Below are 16,617 nucleotides of genomic sequence, written 5' to 3' on the forward strand. Positions count from 1 at the left end.
CCCCCAGCATCGGACGATGGGGGCGTTTGGCAGCTTTCCTGCGCCGGCACCGCTGGTTCGCGGTGGCCGTCGGCCTGGGCGCGCTGCTGCGGCTCATCACGATGCTGGGCTTCGGCCCGGCGATGTGGTTCAACGACTCCTACGACTACATTTCGGTCGCACTGCACCCACGCCCCCACCCGATCCGTCCGGATGGGTACGGATTCTGGCTGCTCTTACTCAAACCGCTGCACAGCCTGGCCTTCGTGGTGTTCACCCAGCATCTGATGGGGCTCGCCACGGCTGTGCTGATATATGCGCTTTTAACCAAGCGCTTCGGCCTGCCCGGCTGGGGGGCGACGCTGGCTGCGCTGCCGGTGCTGTTCGACGCGTACCAGATCCAGATCGAGCAGATGATCATGTCGGACGCGATGTTCGTGCTGCTCGTGGTCGGGGTCATCACGCTGGTGCTGTGGCATCGCGAAATGTCGTGGAAAGTCGGCGCGGCCGTGGGCGGCCTGCTCGCGCTGACCGCGCTCACCCGCAGCATCGGGCTGCCGATCCTGGCCCTGGTCGCGGTCTACCTGCTGGTCAAGCGGACCAGCTGGAAGACGATCCTGGCATTGGTGATGGCTTGCGCGATTCCCGTCGTCGGATACATGGGCTGGTTCAAAGCGGTCAACGGTCAGTTCGCGATGACCAGCAGCGACGGCGTGATCCTCTACATGCGCACCGCGTCGTTCTCGGACTGTCACGAGATGGGCCTCGACCCGCGCGCCGAACTCAAGCTCGCGCTGCTCTGCATCCCGAAGAAGCCCGAAGAGCGCGGCCCGTCCGCGCAGGCCTACCTCTGGTGGGACAACGACAACCAGATCCACGTGTTCGGCGCGGGCATGAAGTTCGACGCCGAAATGAACCAGAACACCGGAGCCTTCGCGACCCGCGCCATCCTCAGCCAGCCCGGCGACTACCTGGCCGTCGTCGCCAAGGACTTCATCCGCGCCTTCCGCTGGGACCGCCAGCCGTTCCCTGACGACAGGACCTTCCTGCAGTACCAGTTCGGCAACAACATCACCACCAGGCTCCCGGCCTGGACCTCGTTCCGCGGCCAGACCCACACCGACGCGGAAACCTACGAGAACGGCCCCGCCGCCACGGTCAACACCGGCCCCTGGTCGGACATCATGATCACCTATCAGAAGATCGTGCGCATCCCCGGCCTGGCCCTCGGCATCCTGCTCCTGATCGGCCTGTACGGCGTCGCTCTCCGCTGGCGCAAACTCGGCGGCCCGGTCCTGCTCCCCTGGCTGGCCTCGGTCGGCCTGATCCTGGCCCCCGCCGCCACCGCCGAATTCGACTACCGCTACCTGATCCCCGCGGTCCCGCTGGCCTGCGTCGCCGCCGCCATCACCCTCCGCCGCGGCTTCCGCCCCACCGCAAAGCCAGAAGTCACAGAAGCCGCCTGACCCGGCCCTTCAGGACTTCGCGGCGTGTACGGCGTTGTAGAGGTCACGCTTCGGAATCCCCGCCTTCTTCGCCACATCGACGATGGCCTCCTTGCGGGCGACCCCGGACGCCTCCAGCCGGGCGACCTCACCGAGAAGGTCCTCGATCACCGGCTCACGCTGATCCGCGACATATCCGGCCACCACGATGGTTATCTCGCCGCGAACATCCCCCGCCGCCCATTCGGCGAGTTCACCAAGCCCGCCACGCCGTACCTCTTCGTAGGTTTTGGTGAGTTCCCGGCAGACGGCCGCCTGGCGGTCGGAACCGAACGCTCCGGACATGGCCGCAAGGCACGCCTGGATCCGGTGCGGCGCTTCGAAGAAGACCATCGTGCGCTCTTCGGTGGCGAGGCGCTCCAGGAGCCGGGCCCGGTCCCCGGACTTGCGCGGCGGAAAGCCCTCGAAGCAGAAACGATCGCTGGGCAGCCCGGAGATGGCCAGCGCGGTCGTCACGGCGGACGGCCCGGCCAGCGCGGTGACCGGCACGCCGGCGTCGACGGCCAGCTTGGTCAGCCGGTAGCCGGGATCGGAGACGCCGGGCATGCCGGCGTCCGTAATGATCAGCACGGTCTGCCCGGCGAGCAGCAGATCGAGAAGTTCCTTCGCCCGCGCGATCTCGTTGGCGTCGTAGTACGAAACCACCCGCCCGGTCACGGTCGCCCCGAGATCGGAGACCAGCCGCTTCAGCCGCCGGGTGTCCTCGGCAGCGATCACATCCGCGGTTTCGAGCGCCGACCGCAGCCGGGGCGACGCGTCGCCGACCTGTCCGATCGGAGCGCCCGCCAGCACCAGCTTGCCGAATTCACTCACCCCACCAGTATGTAATCTTCAGCGCCCACGTTCGCCTGAGGTCGAACGGCACCGAATCGGCGCGTACGTCATGTTCGTGGCGTCCTGTCGCCAGTAGTGTGGGCGAGTGGCCGTGACCGACTTCGCCAATCAGGCGTACGAGCAGCCCGAGCCGGACCCCCAGAACGCGACGCCATCCCTGCGCGATCGGCTGGTCCCGCCGATGCCCGGGAGCGTCCTGTGGGGGTGGCTCGGCCCGATCATCGTGATGATCTTCGGGGCGTTCCTCCGCTTCGACCGACTGGGCACCCCCAAGGCGATCGTCTTCGACGAGACGTACTACGCGAAGGACTCCTGGTCCACCATCACCTACGGCGTCGAACGCCAGTTCATCGAGGGTGACGCGGCCAACCAGGCCATGCTTCGCGGCGACACGAACATCTTCAAGGTCTGCGAACAAGTCGACCAGTGCGCCTCCTACGTGGTCCATCCGCCGCTCGGCAAATGGATGATCGGCCTCGGCGAGTGGATGTTCGGCCTGACCCCGTTCGGCTGGCGGTTCATGGCCGCCGTGATCGGCACCCTGTCGATCCTCATCCTGGCCCGGGTCGCCCGCCGCATCACCCGCTCCACCCTGCTCGGCTGCCTGGCCGGCTTCCTGCTCGCCCTGGACGGCCTGCACTTCGTCCTGTCCCGTACGGCGCTGCTGGACATCTTCCTGATGTTCTGGCTCATCGCCGGATTCGCCTGCCTGGTGGTCGACCGCGACCGAACCCGGCAACGCCTGGCCGACTGGTACGAATCCACCGGAATCGGTGACACCGGCCCCTTCCTCGGCCTCCGCCCCTGGCGGCTCGCGGCCGGGCTCTGCCTCGGCGCCGGTCTGGCCACCAAGTGGACGGCCGTGTTCTTCATCGCCGCCTTCGGCATCATGACCGTGCTCTGGGACCTCGGCGCCCGCCGCGCCGTCGGCCTGCGCCAGCCGCTGCTCGGCACCGCCCGCCGCGACCTGCCGCTCGCCTTCAGCTGGGTGGCGCTCGTCCCGCTGCTGGTCTACGTGGTCTCGTTCGCCGGCTGGTTCGCCACCGACCGCGGCTACGGCCGCAACTGGGCGCAGGCGACTTCGAGCGGCCCCGCGTACTTCATCTTCGACTCGTTCCGCTCCTGGGTGGACTACCAGAAGCAGATTCTTTCCTTCCACACTGGCCTGGAAGCCACGCATCCGTACCAGTCGGAGCCCTGGCAGTGGCCGATGTTGCTGCGACCTGTCGCATTTTTCTATGAATCGCCCAAGGGCTGCGGCGCGGACAGTTGTTCCTGGGCGGTGCTCGGCACCGGCACGCCGATCATCTGGTTCGCCGGCCTGATCGCCCTGGTCGCGATGATCGCCTGGTACGTGGCCACCCGCGACTGGCGAGCCGGCGCGATCCTGCTCGGCTACGCGGCGGGCTGGCTGCCCTGGTTCTACTTCGCGCTGGTCGACAACCGGACGATGTTCCTGTTCTACGCCATCCCGATGGTCCCATTCATGATCCTCGCCATCGTGGTGACCGCTGGACTGATCATCGGCCCGATGACCGACCCCGGAAACCGCCGCATGTACGGCGCGGTGGCCGTGGGAGCGTTTGCCCTGCTCGCGCTGGTCAACTTCTGGTGGCTCCATCCCGTGCTGTCGGCTGAGGTCATTCCGTACCAGGACTGGTATGACCGAATGCTGTTTAAGTCGGGCTGGATCTAACCTCTGGCACCGGTGTCCGTATCGTGAGTCACTAGGGGGGTGGTCCCGAGTGTCTCTCGGTCGTCGTCAACGGTGGGTCCCATACGGCAGACTGCGGGTCATGCCCGCACCTGATGTGGCGGCGCTCCTCGCCGAACTGGAGCGCGCCGAGCCGGACGTCGCCGACTCGGCCAGAATCGCCGTGGAATGGCTCACAGGCGGCGAGGCCCTGGAGACCATCAGCCAGCTCGACGTGTGCGAATTCCTCTGGTACGCCTTGCCGATCAAGGTCACCGGAGATCACCTGGCGATCGCGCACGCGCTCGGCCGTCTGTTCGAGCTGGGCGGGATGGAGCGCTACGGCGCCCTCTGCGCCTCCGAGACGACCACCCACATCCTGCGCACCTACGCCAGAGACGGCGAGGAGGCCGGCGCCGCCGCCTACCAGCAGGCCCTGGAGGCCACCGGGGTGCTGCCCCCGGACGTGCCCGAGCTGAGCTGGAGCTCCATCATGGGGCCGGAGGAGCTGGGCGCCCACGTCGCCTGTGCCGCCGCCCTGGAGCTGGCGATCGTGTCCGGCGAACTGGCCATGCCGTACGAACCGGAGACGCCCGCCACGACCGTCATGCGCGGTCTGACCCGGGGCCGGGTGGAGCTCACCACGCGCTGGCTCACCGAGCCCCGGACCGAGCTCGGCGGCGACTGCTGGCTCCACCGCGTCCACGGCGAACGCCTCAACCGCTGGGTCCTCGGCCGCGGCAAAGCCCGCCGCGAACTCGCCCAGCCCTTCGAAGTCCGGCTGTACGCCCCCATTCCGGCCCCGGCGGAACCGCATCTGGCGTCGCTGTGGTGGCTGCTGGACTGGGCGGCCGGGAGCAGCGGCGTGCCGCTGACCCAGAAGTTCAATCTCTCCCGGGCGCTGGTGATCGAATCGGCCGAGCTGTTCGGCTGGGACACGGTCACCGCCGGGTCGATCCGTGGCGAAGCGGACGTGCCCACGCTGACGATGCTGCGTGAGATCGCGAGCGAGGACCTGCGGGTGCTCCGCCGCAACGGCCGCAAACTGGTGCTTACCGTCTCGGGCCGGCAGCTCGCCGACGACCCTGAGGCGATGTGGACGGCCGCGACGGCGGCCCTGCTCACCCCCGCCCAGGGCGAGCACGACTTCGAGATCTCCATCCGGGAGGCCGCGCTGATGCTGCTCGCGGACGGTGACCCGCTGCCCTACGCGGAGCTGCGCGATCGAGTCGCCGAGGTGGTCAACGGCGAGGGCTGGCGGTCGTCGGCCGGCGGGCAGGTTTCCGCCGCGGACCTCACGACGCCGCTCGGGGAGCTGCAGCGCCGGTTGGACGCGCTGGATCTGCGGATGTCCTGCGACTGGCGGGCCAGCTGGCAGCTGACGCCTGTGGGCCAGCAGGCGGTCCTGTCCGCGCTTCGCACTCAGGCCCTGCGCCCACGCCAATACGCGGGTCTGGGCTGATTTCAAGCTCTCCCGGACCCTGCGGGTCGCCAGCAGCACACCTCGGCTGAGGGTGGGGATGGCCTGACCCATGCGCGTGAAAGCGCTCACCGCGACTCCCGTGGTCGTGTTGGGCGTGCTGACAGCAGGCTTCGGGGTGGTTGGGCGGCGCGTACAAGATCGGCTATGCGCTATACGAGGGCGCCTGGATGGCGGTCGGCGAGGTAGTCGTTCTTCGCTTCGTCGTCGCGCGCTGAGAATAGGTAGCGAATCCAGGCCTGCTGTTCGTGCAGGACGGCGCCCATCTCCCAGACACAGTAAGTGGCCTTCGCCGTCTCGTCGAACTGGACGAGAACGAATCCGTCCATGTCCTTCAAGTAGACGGTCTCCCATAATTCGTTGTTGTTTCGCCACGTACAGACCAGGAGCAGGTACGCGTCTCCGACCCGGTGCAGAATGACGAAGCCCAGCTCACCAGTCGGTGTGATCGTGGCGATCTCCGTGCGGACGAACTCCCGCGCCTCCTTCTGGACCGAGTCGGGGATCTCGGCGTCCTCCCGAAACAGGTCGTACCACTTGAAGCGGACGTCGGGCAGGTCCAAGCCCTCGGCGGCGGCCAGTCTCTTGCGCACGTGCGTGTAATCAGCGGAAACACTTGTCATGAGGCCCACCCTGTGGCACAGGGGCTTCTCTTGTCGAACGCCACTTCGGATCGCATTGGGGAGACCACTTCCACAAGTACTCCTACATGCGGTAGAAGGTTCAAACCTGTACAACCCTCGTCTTTGAGGTGCCTGTGAAGAAGTTCCTGCGATTCATCACCGCTCCGGTCGTGGCGGCAGCGCTGCTCCTGACCGGATTATCCAGCCCCGCCCGCGCCGAGACGGACGCCCAGCTTGCGGCATCCTGGCAGCTGGCGTGGGACACGTACCGCTTCTACGAAACCCTGACCGCACCCCTCCCCTGGGCCGGCCGCAGCCAGGTCACCCGGGATATCTCCATCGACATCAACGCTCCGATCGCGCACGTCTTCGACGCGTACTCGAACGTCAACAACCACATCGGGATGCACTCGTTCCTGAAGCGCGTGGTCACCCACGCCGACTGGACCGAGAACGACGTCCGCTACATCAACTTCACCGCGATCGAGGACATCCCGCTCGTGGCCGGGATCCCCCTCAGCAGCAAAACTCACGCGCAGCAGCGGATCCACCGCGACCAGTTCTTCTACGAAACCGACTCCTGGACGCTCCCGAACGTCGTCACCCAGCAGAAAATCGTCTTCACCGACCTGGGGAACGGCGCGATCCGGGTGACCGAGCACCTCACATTCGAGGCGAGCATCCTGCTCATCGACTTCACGGTGACCAATGGCGTCTCCTCCCACCAGGCCACCCAGGCCGGGTTGAAGGCCGCCATCGAGAACGGCACTCTTTAGCCCCGACGCTGATGCTGCTCGGGCAGTCGGCTTTCGGGATACGCACATCGTCCAGGCCGTATCTCTTCCGCTCTCGCCGGACCTGCCGGTCGGCGCGGAAGGCGCCAGAACGCGTGCCCGATATCGCTCTGCCCGAGCCAGCATGTTTCACGGCTCCGCCACGAGCACACGGACTCAATGCCCGGTAGCACCGTCGATGCGCTCACGAAGGAGGTCGGCGTGGGGCGGTCTACTTTCAGACAGTGGACGAGCAGACGCTTCCCAGAGCGGGCATGACGATCAGCGTCCGGACGCGCCGGGACGTTGTGATCGTGGATCCGGAGCGTTTCATGGCGGCGGCGCGTGCGGCATTTCGTGATCTCCACCCTGATCTCAGCGAGGAGACTGCGGCCAAAAGCGTCGCAGATGTGTATGACGCGGTCAACATCCTGCTGGACCGTCTCGGGCGACTGGCGGCTGATGCGCCCGAGATGCCGCTCGGCCGCGGTGGGTCACCTCCGGGCCAACGTGTCCTGGACCGCCCGGACGGCCTATCCCCGGCGGGCGAACTCCAGCAGATCGTGCTCAACGATCCGATGCCATAGCAGGATTACGGCTGTTTCCTGCCTGAAGATCCGTTCGCCTTGCCCTCCGGCTCCTGATCGGCTCCCTGCTGGTCGCGATGGGCGATCACGTGCCGACGGAGGTGGCGATGAGCTGCTTTGTACAGGGGTGCGGGCCATCCGCACCCACTGCCCGGCCGAAGGTTGCGGCGGCGATCCGCGACATAAACGGCGATGTGAATAATTGTCAGGATGGCCGTTTGGGTGGTTTTGCAACCCCGAAATAGGAGATATCACCGATTTCCTACGCGTCACCTCGCGTACCCTATACCCTTCGCAAAGTCGCGTTTTCAGAGGGGTGTCCAGAGGGAGCCGGTGTGGCATTGTCATGGGGCGATCTCCCGGTCGGGAGGGTGCTCCGCCTTGCCGGAGTCGATTCCCCCATTGACGCCAATGTGATGGAATTGTTGTTGGACCCCTTACCGGAGACCGGCCCCGCCGTCATCACCTACGCGGCGACTGAAGGCGATTCGGTCTCAGAGTTCGTGGAATCCATCCTCTGCGAGCTGGAAATACTGGCCATCGGACTTTTCCCAGCCTGGTTGCCCGAAGGGGAGAAGCTCTCCGGCCCCGGCGGCGGCGGAGTGGCGGCGGCGAGAATCCTGGCGATGCGCCTGGCATCGAGCACCCGTCATTTCGGACCGTTCCTGGCCGACCTCGCCGCCCGAGCCATCCAGCACCGCGGCCCATTGGTTCCCGGGCAGCGCGGCCCCAAAGGACGATCGTTCCCCGCGGAGTCGCGGGCGGCTGGTCTGGCCCGCGTCATCGCCTCCACATTCGGCCGCGAATCGGCGGCTCTGGTCATCTATGTGCCGGAGAAATTGACCTCCCACGGGGAGACTCTTCTGGTTGCCGGCTGTGAGTGGCTGGCGCACCGGAGCGGCATGGGGATCTGGCTCGTCAGCCCCGAACTGCGCCGCGTCGAAACCCGCTACCTGAAGGTGCCCGCAGCGGTCAGGAGACTGGCCGAAGAGATGACTGCACCGCCGATCACCGCGAGGGTGGGAGTGCCGCCGATCACCGGAAGGCCGCATCCGGGGAGTGTGGTCGAGCAGGCGATGGAGGCGGCCCTGGCGGAATGCGGGTGGGCTCATGGCCGGACCTGGAATCAGACGTATCAGTCCAAGGACCCGTTGTTCGTAATGGTTCGTACGGATCTGATGTGGGTCCCGGAGAAGTGCGTCGTGGAACTCGACGGACCGGAACACGAGACGTTTGCCCAAATGGAGCGCGACCAGATTCGTGACCGGCACCTGGAACGTGACGGATTCACGGTGTTGCGATTCACCAACCAGCAGGTGATGGGCGATCTACGGGCGGTATTGCGCCACATCGAAGGATTCCTCCGAGGCCGACGCCTCGGAATGAGCGAAGGAGCAGGCTGATGTCTGAAGAAAAACTTACGTATCGGCAGGCCGCAGCTCTGCTCGTACTGAGGGAGCTCGGAACCACGTTGGCCCACGCGGAACTGAGAGACGAGTGGGGCTTGGATCTCGACGCCAAGAACCGCGAGGGTCTCGTCGACTCCAAGTTGATTGAGTCGGAAACCAAAGCCAGGCGAGCTCTTTGGTACACGATCACATCGGCTGGTGAAGATCGCGCGATCGAGGAAGTACGCAAGGGAGTCCCGGTGACCTCCCGCACGGGCAAGGCTCTGGCTCTTCTGTACCTGCGATCCCTCGTGGCGCCCAAAGCGACGGTCCCAGTCGTCGAGGAACCCGTTCAGGCGCCGGTCACGACGGTGTCGCCCGAGGAAGTAGAAGGCCGGATTCGCGAAGCTTACGCAAAGATCACGCCTGGGGTCGGTCAGTGGGTCTCGATGACCAAGCTGCGAGCTCTTTTGACGGACATCGACCGGGATCTCCAGGACGACGTTCTGCGCACCATGATGCTGGCAGGACGGGTGGACATCGTGCCCGTATCGATCTCGGGTGACCTGAAGCCCGAAGATCACGCCGCCGCGATCATCATTGGCAGCACGCCAAACCATCAGTTCCGCGTCGGAGTGTGACGATGGTTACCGAATGGTATGCGCTGGAAAGTCTCAAGACCTTCTCGACCGTCAATGCCAGTGAGGATGTCTGGCAGCCGGTTCCGTTCCACGTCCCCGGGATACACCCGGCGGCTTCCTACGCTCTCCGCTCGGGACTCGACGCGGCCACTGACTCTCCCGTGACCAGCCCGATCGGGGTGGTCCTTGAGGGTGGCGCCGGAAGCGGAAAGACGCACCTGATGAGCTGGGTGCGTGAGCAGGCCATCCAACGCGATGGTTACTTCTTCCTCATGGGCATTCTCGACGCCCGCAACTTCTGGGAAAGCGCCGTCGTGTCCATCCAGGACGGGCTGGCTCGGGTGGGCACGGATGAGGAGAACCAACTCAAGCGGTTCCTTCGCAATCTGACGGGCCGGATGCAGCTCCCACGAAAGAGCCAGCAGGCGATCATCGGCAACCAGCTGGTCACCCGCGAAGATCTCGATCTGTTCATCGAGGCCCTGTACAGAATCGATCGCCGGGTTGGAAGAGATGCGCAGGACGTCGCTCGGGCTCTGGTGCTTCTGGGGGCCAGTCACGATGCCCTCGTGGACCTCGGTGAGTCCTACATCTGCTCAATCGAGGATGGCGAAAGAGACCGGTTGAGTTGGGGCTTCCGGAAGGTCCACAAATCACCGCAGGAGATCGTGCGTGACATCTCGCGGCTGCTGGCGTTGACTGGCCCGAGTGTCATGGCCTTCGACCAGCTCGACGCGTTCATTACGCAGAGCAGCCTCTACGTCGAGGGCCGCCCCAACAGTTCGGCGACCTCGGCAGTTCTTCAGTTCGCTCATGGGCTGACCAACCTCCGTGAGGTGACCAGCCGAACCCTGACGATTCTCTCCTGCTTGCCAGAGACGTGGACTCTCATTCAGGAGTTGGCTGTCAAGAGCTTCAGGGACCGGTTCCAGAAGGCCACATACCTTCGGCGCATTCCGACTCCCGAGGTTGGAGCGGAACTCGTCACCATGCGACTCGCGGAGCACTTCAAGAACATTGGTTTCGACCGGCCATATCCAACGTGGCCGATCAAGCCGGAAGCCTTCGCTCGGGCTCCCTTCTACACTCCGCGCGAGGTCCTGGGATGTCTGTCCAGGCACATCCAGAAGTGCCTGCTAGCGGGCAAGATCACTGAATTGGACAGCCTCGACGCCTCCTCAAGCGTGATCGATATAGTCATGAAGCCTGACGCCCGCGAGGAAGAGCTTCAGGCGATCGACACCAAGTTTGCGATCCTGGCGGATTCGGCCGACGTCAGTGGAGCGTTGGATGCCGTACTAGAGGACGCGGTTCTTCCTGGCCTGATTTCGGCGGGCCTCCGGGCCTGGATCGTCGAGCAGAGCGGGACATCCGCGCGTTACCGGGTCGACCCGCCAATGGGCCAGAAGACCTCTCTTCACGCGGGTCTCAAGCAAATCCTGAACGAGGCGACCGAAGACGAAATCCACTGGGCGTTCCGCGGCATCGCCGCCACGCACCATCTCGCGGCGCTGACGCGGCTCCGCAAGGCGGTGCTCAAAGCCGGTCTCGCCGAAGAGAGCCCCAAACGTCGGTTGATCATCGTCCGGAACATCCCGTGGAACTCCGGGCCGGTCACCCAGGAAGCGGTTGCCGGCTTCCACGCCAGGGGTGGCCGGGTGATCGCGGCCGACGAGGAGAATCTCAAGGTGCTGTGCGCCTTACGGGATCTCTTCGCGGAAAACCTCCCGCACCTCGACCAGTGGATCGCCAGCAGGAAACCCACCGCCAATCTTCAGTTCCTCAAGGACGCCTTTAGTGATAGGCAGGATCCAACTACTCCGCAGGAGCCTCAGGCCCCTGAGAAGCCCCTGCCGACTCTCGCGGCCGGTCCCTCGGTTCGCTCTCCGGAAAGCCGGCCGGTCGGAATACCTTCGCTGACCGTGGGGCGCTCGTACGATCGCGGGCTTCCGGTCTCCGTCGAGTTAGAGGCGCTCCGTAAACACATTGCGATCTTCGCGGGATCCGGCTCGGGGAAAACCGTTCTGATCAGGCGAATCATCGAAGAGTGCGCCCTTCAGTGCGTCTCCTCGATCGTGCTCGATCCGAACAACGACCTCGCCCGTCTCGGTGACGCCTGGCCGGAGGAGCCTTCCGCCTGGGGCCCCGGCGATGGGGGTCGGGCGGCTCGTTACATCGCGGACACCGATGTCGTGGTCTGGACACCGCGCAGGGAGAAGGGCCGACCGCTGGCCTTTCAGCCGTTGCCCGACTTCTCCAGCGTCCGGGACGACGTCGACGAGTTCCACGAAGCCGTCCACGCCGCCATGGCGGCGCTCGCCCCGCGGGCGAAAGTGGAAGGCGGCACCAGCAAGGCCCAGGTCGCTCGGGCGGTGCTCACGGAGGCGGTTGTCCACTTCGGGAAGTACAAGAGTGGCGGCCTCGACGGGCTGATCAATCTGCTCGCGGACTTCCCCGAGGACATCAGTCAGATCAGTGGAGCGGCGAAGATCGCGGATGGGCTCGCCCAGGTGCTCCGGGCTGCTACCGTGACCGATCCGCTGTTCGGTGGGGAGGGTGAGCCGGTCGACCCAGGGCAACTTCTCACTCCGGCCGCAGGGAAGCGGGCCCGGGTTTCGGTCATCAGTTTCGTGGGGCTACCGAGTGACTCCGATCGGCAGTCCTTCGTGAACCAGTTGCAGATGGCGCTGTTCGCCTGGATCAAGAAGAACCCCGCCGGTGACCGGCCCCTCGGTGGGCTCTTCGTCATGGACGAAGCGCAGACCTTCGCCCCCTCTGGTGCCATGACCGCGTGTACGCAAAGCACACTCGCGCTGGCTTCCCAGGCCCGGAAGTACGGGCTCGGGCTGGTGTTCGCGACCCAGGCGCCCAAGGGCCTGCACAACCGGATCCCGGGCAACGCCGCGACCCAGTTCTACGGCCTGCTCAATGCGGATGTGCAGATCGAGGCCGCCAAGGCGATGGCCCGCGTCAAAGGCGGCAGTGCCGATGACATCGGTTCGCTTCGCAGCGGGCAGTTCTACGTCGCACCTGAGGGCGCGGGGTTCGCGAAGGTGCGTACACCGCTGTGTCTGACTCATCACCCCAGGTCGCCGCTGACGACCGAGGAGGTCATCGCCCGAGCAAGCCGATGACCTTGCAGGTCAGCTGGTACTCGCCCGTGGTGTGATCACTCGCGGGGAAGATCGTGCGTGCCGCCGAGACGTTCGTCCGGGGGCTGCGGCTGCACGATCTCTCCGACCCGTGGGACTGACCGTATGGCGCCTTGTCCGCACCACCCCGGCGGCATCTTTATCAGCGAAGCCACGGGATGCTTGTGCCATGCCCTCAAGCGGTCGATCTTCCTGTCGGGCCGACAGCCGCGACCCCCAGGGGGTTTGCTGGTCGAGGCCGTCCTTAGACTTCGCGGCCTTCCGTAACGTTCGCTCGCATGAGGAGATTGCTAGCCTGAGCCGGGGAAGCCGCTTTGCAGGACCACAGGGAGATGCAATGCGCGCAGCGGGGACACGCATGCTGGCCTGCGTGACGCTGCTCGCGACCGTGGCAGCATGCGGCCAGGAACCACCGGTCGCGCGGGAGACCGTCACCCCGCCCGCGCAAAGTAGCGCGCCCACGCCGAACCCGTCACCGCAGGGCAGCGACGAACCGCGTAAAAGCGATGTCGAGGGGGCGGATCCCAGTTGGTTCGAGGGAGAAGTATCGCTCGCTGACGGTCGCCGGGTGGCGATGCACTACCGGCGTGGTGAAGGGCTCTTCGAGCAGCACTACAACCCGACGGCCGGGGAATGGACGAAGCCCCGCCTGATCTACCGTACGAAAACCGACGCCTGCCAGAGAATCCAGCTCCAGGCCAGGGGCGGGACGGTCACGGCGATCGCGAACTTCGGCCGGTACTGCGCGGACGGTGAGCCGCCAACGGAGTCCATCGCCGCGGTGGCGCAGGGGGACCTACTCGGGTGGGATCACCATCTCACCAAGAACTTCGACGGCTGGAAGCGCGCCAATATCACCGATGACGGCAGGAAGGCCACCTTCGTCCGCAAGTCCACAGAGGTCCAGAGCACGCTCGTCTGGACCTCGACCGGCGGCTTCTCCGACCCCGTGTTCAAGTTCCGGTGACGACAAACGAAGATCGACCGGTGGCCGCGTGCCTGAGCAGCGGAGCTGGATGATGGCCATGCTGATGGCGTCGTGGCCGGACTGCTGCAACCGCAGACGAACGATGAAGATCGCTAAGACACCGATCTGACGACGCCCGGATCGTTGCCTGGCTTCCGTAGTTTCGGTTGGGGTTGCGGTCATCGCCTCAGTGAGGGCGAATCAGCCCGGAGCGCCGTCGCCCAGGTCTTGAGCGCGTTCCAGGAGAACCATTGGGATCTCACGGGTGGTTTGGTCCTGATAGCCCGCGTACTCCGACATGGCCGACACCATCAGGCGCCACAGGGGTGGACGCTCTGACGCGGTGGCGGGACGTGCTCGCGCGGTGAAGATCTCCGTACCAACCTGCACGGTGACATGCGGGTTGGCGAGCAGGTTGAGGTACCAGGCCGGGTGGCGGTCCGCACCGCGGTTGGAGGCCACCAGGACATAGCGGTCGCCATCGCGTCCGTAGACGAGTGCGGTGCGGCGCAATTCGCCGGTTTTCCGGCCTCGGGTCGTCAGCAGCAGGTCGTTCACGCCCGGCCGCGGTCGGCCGCCGGTCTTCTCGAAACGGCGGATGTGCTCGGCGACCCAGGGGTTCGGGCTGTCGTGGACCTCTGCCATCACGCCTCCCCTGCGCCGGCGCGATCGAGCAGCGTGATCGCGAAGTCCGCGTCCGTGATCCGGCCGGCCAGGTCGCCGTGGTCGGCGATCCGGTGGTACGCCTCGGCGACGGCCTGGCCGCCCGCGCCACAAACCACGATGTTCATGACGAACCGCCCTTTGCACCGGGGCCGGAGCTCGTACGCCCGACCGGTTTGCGGACGTTATCAGGGGCCGCGGTTACCAGTGGGATACCGGCCATCGTGAGGTCACGAGGGAACTCCGGTCGCCGACCTGCTCGCCTTCGGACGTACCCACCTCGCCGGCGGTATGTCCCCTTCTGGCACACGCGTCCTGTCGACCGCGCTGATGCAGCAGGTCTCGCACGTCCCGCCGCTGGGCCTGGGCTGCTGCGGTACCCGTTCGGCAATACGACCGTCCTGGCCGTGTCCGGCGCGTCGCCCGGCGGCTGGTCCATCCTGTGCGTCGTGCCTGAACACGACCTGCTTTCACCGCCTTCGGCAACACCTCGGGGGCGATCCTGCAGCGGCTCCTGAGCGAGTATCTCGGTGTCCAGATCCCTACTAGGGCGTTGACCTCACCCCTTACCGCTCCGAGATCCGCCCCGTCCGCGACCCGGCCATCGCCCGCTTGGCCCAGTACCAGCCCGGAGCCTCATCCCCAGCCGCCGCATCCACTGATCTTCGGACCGGACTGTCGCGGGTTCTGATCAGAGATGGTGCGACGTCGCCGGTCCGTAGCGCGCGGCCGACGCCCCGGTGACGCAGGCCCAGTAGCGGTCGCCGTAGGACCAGTGCCACCACTCGGTTCGGTAGTTGATCAACCCGACCGTGGTCAGCGCCTCACCGAGAATGCGGCGGTGTTCTCGGGCCTGCGCGGAGATCGCCGTGCTGGCGGTGTGGCAGGCCTCGGTGTCGGTGTCGTTGACCTCCGTACCGAGCCACAGTTCGTGCCCGTCCGGGTCGCACAAGGTCAGGTCGACGGCGGCGCCGGCCACATGCGGGGCGACCTCGGGCGGTGAGATGTAGCGGCTGGCCTGCCGGTGGTACCAGGCTTCATCCTGGTCCGGGTGGGCGATCCGGAGCTGGTCGACGTGGGCGTCGAAATACCGCACTTGCCGTTCCACCGGTCGAAAGCCTTCGATGATCAGAAAGCGCAGTTCGGCTGGCAGCAGGGTCTGCGCGGTGACCAGGCGATCTACGACGCCGAGGCGAAGGCGGGCATAGAAGCCTTCCGGGTCGGCCATGCGCGAATCGAGGCGCAGGGCCTGTACGGTGCGGAGATCGAACAGCGCCTCGCCGCACTCGTCGATCGGCATTCGGCTGATCGCGGGATCAGAGAGCAGAATCATTTCTTGTCCTTTTGCGGATCTGGATGGCTGGACAGGCCGCCCGGTCGGAGTCGGGCGGCCTGTCGGTGGTGATGGCCGGGTCAGGCGATGCCGCCGCCGGGACCAGTACCAGTGCTCAACGAACCATCGGTGCCACGAGCGAACACCTGCAGCGCCCCGGAGCCGTCCAGCGCACTGGACGGGCCCTGCCGATCGAAACCACTCGAGCCGGAGTCGTCGACGACGTTGTTGTAACCGATGGCGTGCTCGAAGTTGCCGGTGATGTCACTCAGGGAACGGAAGCCCAGGTTCTGGAAAGGGAGAGTTGGTGATTTGGTACGGGTTGCGTACGGTTTCGCCTGTGCTGTTGAACGAGTAGAAGTAGGCGCCGTCGGCGTGGTTGGAGGGGTTCTTCCAGAAGGCGAAAAGCTCGGTGTGGTCCGACAGGCCCCTGAAGTTCTGCCGGAGGATGGCGTCCCCTGGCCGCAGGTCGTTGAAGCTGCCCAGGCGGGTGAGGCGGCTGTCGTGGTTCGTGATCCAGCTTTCGTAGATGCTGGTGTCGTAGTAACCCTGGGGTAAGTGCCAGACCATCGAGATGAGCCCGGAACAGTCGCGGCGATACGTTTCGCTCCCGGTGGGGCCTGTCCGCCAGGTGCCCGTATCGGAGCTGTTCAGGTAGGTGTATCCCCTGTCCACCCAATACCTCGGAGTTGGTGATCTGACCGCCTGCCGTGGAGGCGGCGTAGGCGGGCGCGGCGACTACGGCCGTGGTTGCACGACTCCCGTGAAGCCGAGCGCCGCCATGCTGAGCGAGACGGAGATTAAGCGGGTGAGTTTCATAGGGCCCTTCCGGTGGAGGATTTCGACACCCGGAAGGTTCAAATGGGGCACTGAAAACGCGCTGAAAATTCGCTGAAACTCCGAGACGTCTGTCTTTCAGAACACTGCCGAGCGTGATCGGATCGTCGCGATGCCCGGCCTCGGCGACGCCGTGCTCTTCGACTCGCGCGAGTCGGCCGC

At 65.7% G+C, this 16,617-nt stretch carries 15 protein-coding genes; 9 read left to right on the forward strand and 6 right to left on the reverse strand.

All coding sequences use genetic code 11. The features are described 5' to 3' along the window. The first annotated feature begins 26 nt into the window (after window positions 1-26). A complete protein-coding gene (locus tag Acor_RS34890) occupies window positions 27-1,445 on the forward strand; it encodes a hypothetical protein (RefSeq protein ID WP_246239538.1) in 1,419 nt (472 codons plus the stop codon). Window positions 1,446-1,454: 9 nt separating this feature from the next. Here Acor_RS34890 and rsmI read toward each other — a convergent pair whose 3' ends face one another. Continuing rightward, entirely contained in the window at window positions 1,455-2,297 is an 843-nt protein-coding gene (gene rsmI, locus Acor_RS34895) for a 16S rRNA (cytidine(1402)-2'-O)-methyltransferase (protein ID WP_155341045.1), read from the reverse strand. Between the two features lie 106 nt (window positions 2,298-2,403). Here rsmI and Acor_RS34900 point away from each other — a divergent pair, with 106 nt between their 5' ends. Beyond that, window positions 2,404-4,014, forward strand: a complete 1,611-nt coding sequence (locus Acor_RS34900; protein WP_155341046.1) for a dolichyl-phosphate-mannose--protein mannosyltransferase — start codon at window positions 2,404-2,406, stop codon at window positions 4,012-4,014. A 100-nt stretch (window positions 4,015-4,114) separates the two neighbouring features. Beyond that, a complete protein-coding gene (locus Acor_RS34905; protein ID WP_155341047.1) occupies window positions 4,115-5,473 on the forward strand; it encodes a hypothetical protein in 1,359 nt (452 codons plus the stop codon). A gap of 170 nt (window positions 5,474-5,643) precedes the next feature. On the opposite strand, the gene Acor_RS34910 is transcribed toward Acor_RS34905, so the two are convergent. After that, entirely contained in the window at window positions 5,644-6,114 is a 471-nt protein-coding gene (locus Acor_RS34910; protein WP_218034665.1) for a hypothetical protein, read from the reverse strand. Window positions 6,115-6,248: 134 nt separating this feature from the next. Between Acor_RS34910 and Acor_RS34915 the strand changes: the two genes are divergently transcribed. From Acor_RS34915 to Acor_RS42855, 6 genes are all read left to right on the forward strand, one after another. After that, window positions 6,249-6,890, forward strand: a complete 642-nt coding sequence (locus tag Acor_RS34915) for a hypothetical protein (RefSeq protein WP_155341049.1) — start codon at window positions 6,249-6,251, stop codon at window positions 6,888-6,890. Window positions 6,891-7,132: 242 nt separating this feature from the next. Beyond that, window positions 7,133-7,474, forward strand: coding sequence for a hypothetical protein (locus tag Acor_RS34920; RefSeq protein ID WP_155341050.1), 342 nt, complete (start codon window positions 7,133-7,135; stop codon window positions 7,472-7,474). 335 nt (window positions 7,475-7,809) lie between these two features. Then, window positions 7,810-8,877, forward strand: coding sequence for an endonuclease domain-containing protein (locus Acor_RS34925; RefSeq protein ID WP_155341051.1), 1,068 nt, complete (start codon window positions 7,810-7,812; stop codon window positions 8,875-8,877). Then, window positions 8,877-9,503: a hypothetical protein gene (locus tag Acor_RS34930; protein WP_155341052.1), complete on the forward strand. Its 627-nt coding sequence runs from the start codon at window positions 8,877-8,879 to the stop codon at window positions 9,501-9,503. Before Acor_RS34925 ends, Acor_RS34930 begins: the two co-directional genes overlap by 1 nt. A gap of 2 nt (window positions 9,504-9,505) precedes the next feature. Next, window positions 9,506-12,637, forward strand: coding sequence for an ATP-binding protein (locus tag Acor_RS34935; protein ID WP_155341053.1), 3,132 nt, complete (start codon window positions 9,506-9,508; stop codon window positions 12,635-12,637). Between the two features lie 355 nt (window positions 12,638-12,992). Beyond that, window positions 12,993-13,622: a hypothetical protein gene (locus tag Acor_RS42855; RefSeq protein ID WP_174876238.1), complete on the forward strand. Its 630-nt coding sequence runs from the start codon at window positions 12,993-12,995 to the stop codon at window positions 13,620-13,622. A gap of 201 nt (window positions 13,623-13,823) precedes the next feature. Here the strand turns inward: Acor_RS42855 and Acor_RS34945 are convergent, their stop codons facing one another. From Acor_RS34945 to Acor_RS34960, 4 genes are all read right to left on the reverse strand, one after another. Further along, a complete protein-coding gene (locus Acor_RS34945) occupies window positions 13,824-14,267 on the reverse strand; it encodes a nitroreductase family deazaflavin-dependent oxidoreductase (protein WP_155341054.1) in 444 nt (147 codons plus the stop codon). Continuing rightward, window positions 14,267-14,413 carry a hypothetical protein gene (locus tag Acor_RS34950; protein WP_155341055.1) on the reverse strand — a complete coding sequence of 49 codons (147 nt, stop codon included), beginning with the start codon at window positions 14,411-14,413 and terminating at the stop codon, window positions 14,267-14,269. The genes Acor_RS34945 and Acor_RS34950 overlap by 1 nt, the downstream gene beginning before the upstream one ends. Before the next feature lie 563 nt (window positions 14,414-14,976). Further along, complete coding sequence (locus tag Acor_RS34955) at window positions 14,977-15,618, reverse strand: M15 family metallopeptidase (RefSeq protein ID WP_155341056.1); 642 nt, start codon at window positions 15,616-15,618, stop codon at window positions 14,977-14,979. 264 nt (window positions 15,619-15,882) lie between these two features. Continuing rightward, window positions 15,883-16,293: a hypothetical protein gene (locus Acor_RS34960; protein ID WP_155341057.1), complete on the reverse strand. Its 411-nt coding sequence runs from the start codon at window positions 16,291-16,293 to the stop codon at window positions 15,883-15,885. Window positions 16,294-16,617: the final 324 nt, after the last annotated feature.

This window comes from Acrocarpospora corrugata (genome assembly GCF_009687845.1).
Classification (GTDB): Bacteria; Actinomycetota; Actinomycetes; order Streptosporangiales; family Streptosporangiaceae; genus Acrocarpospora; species Acrocarpospora corrugata.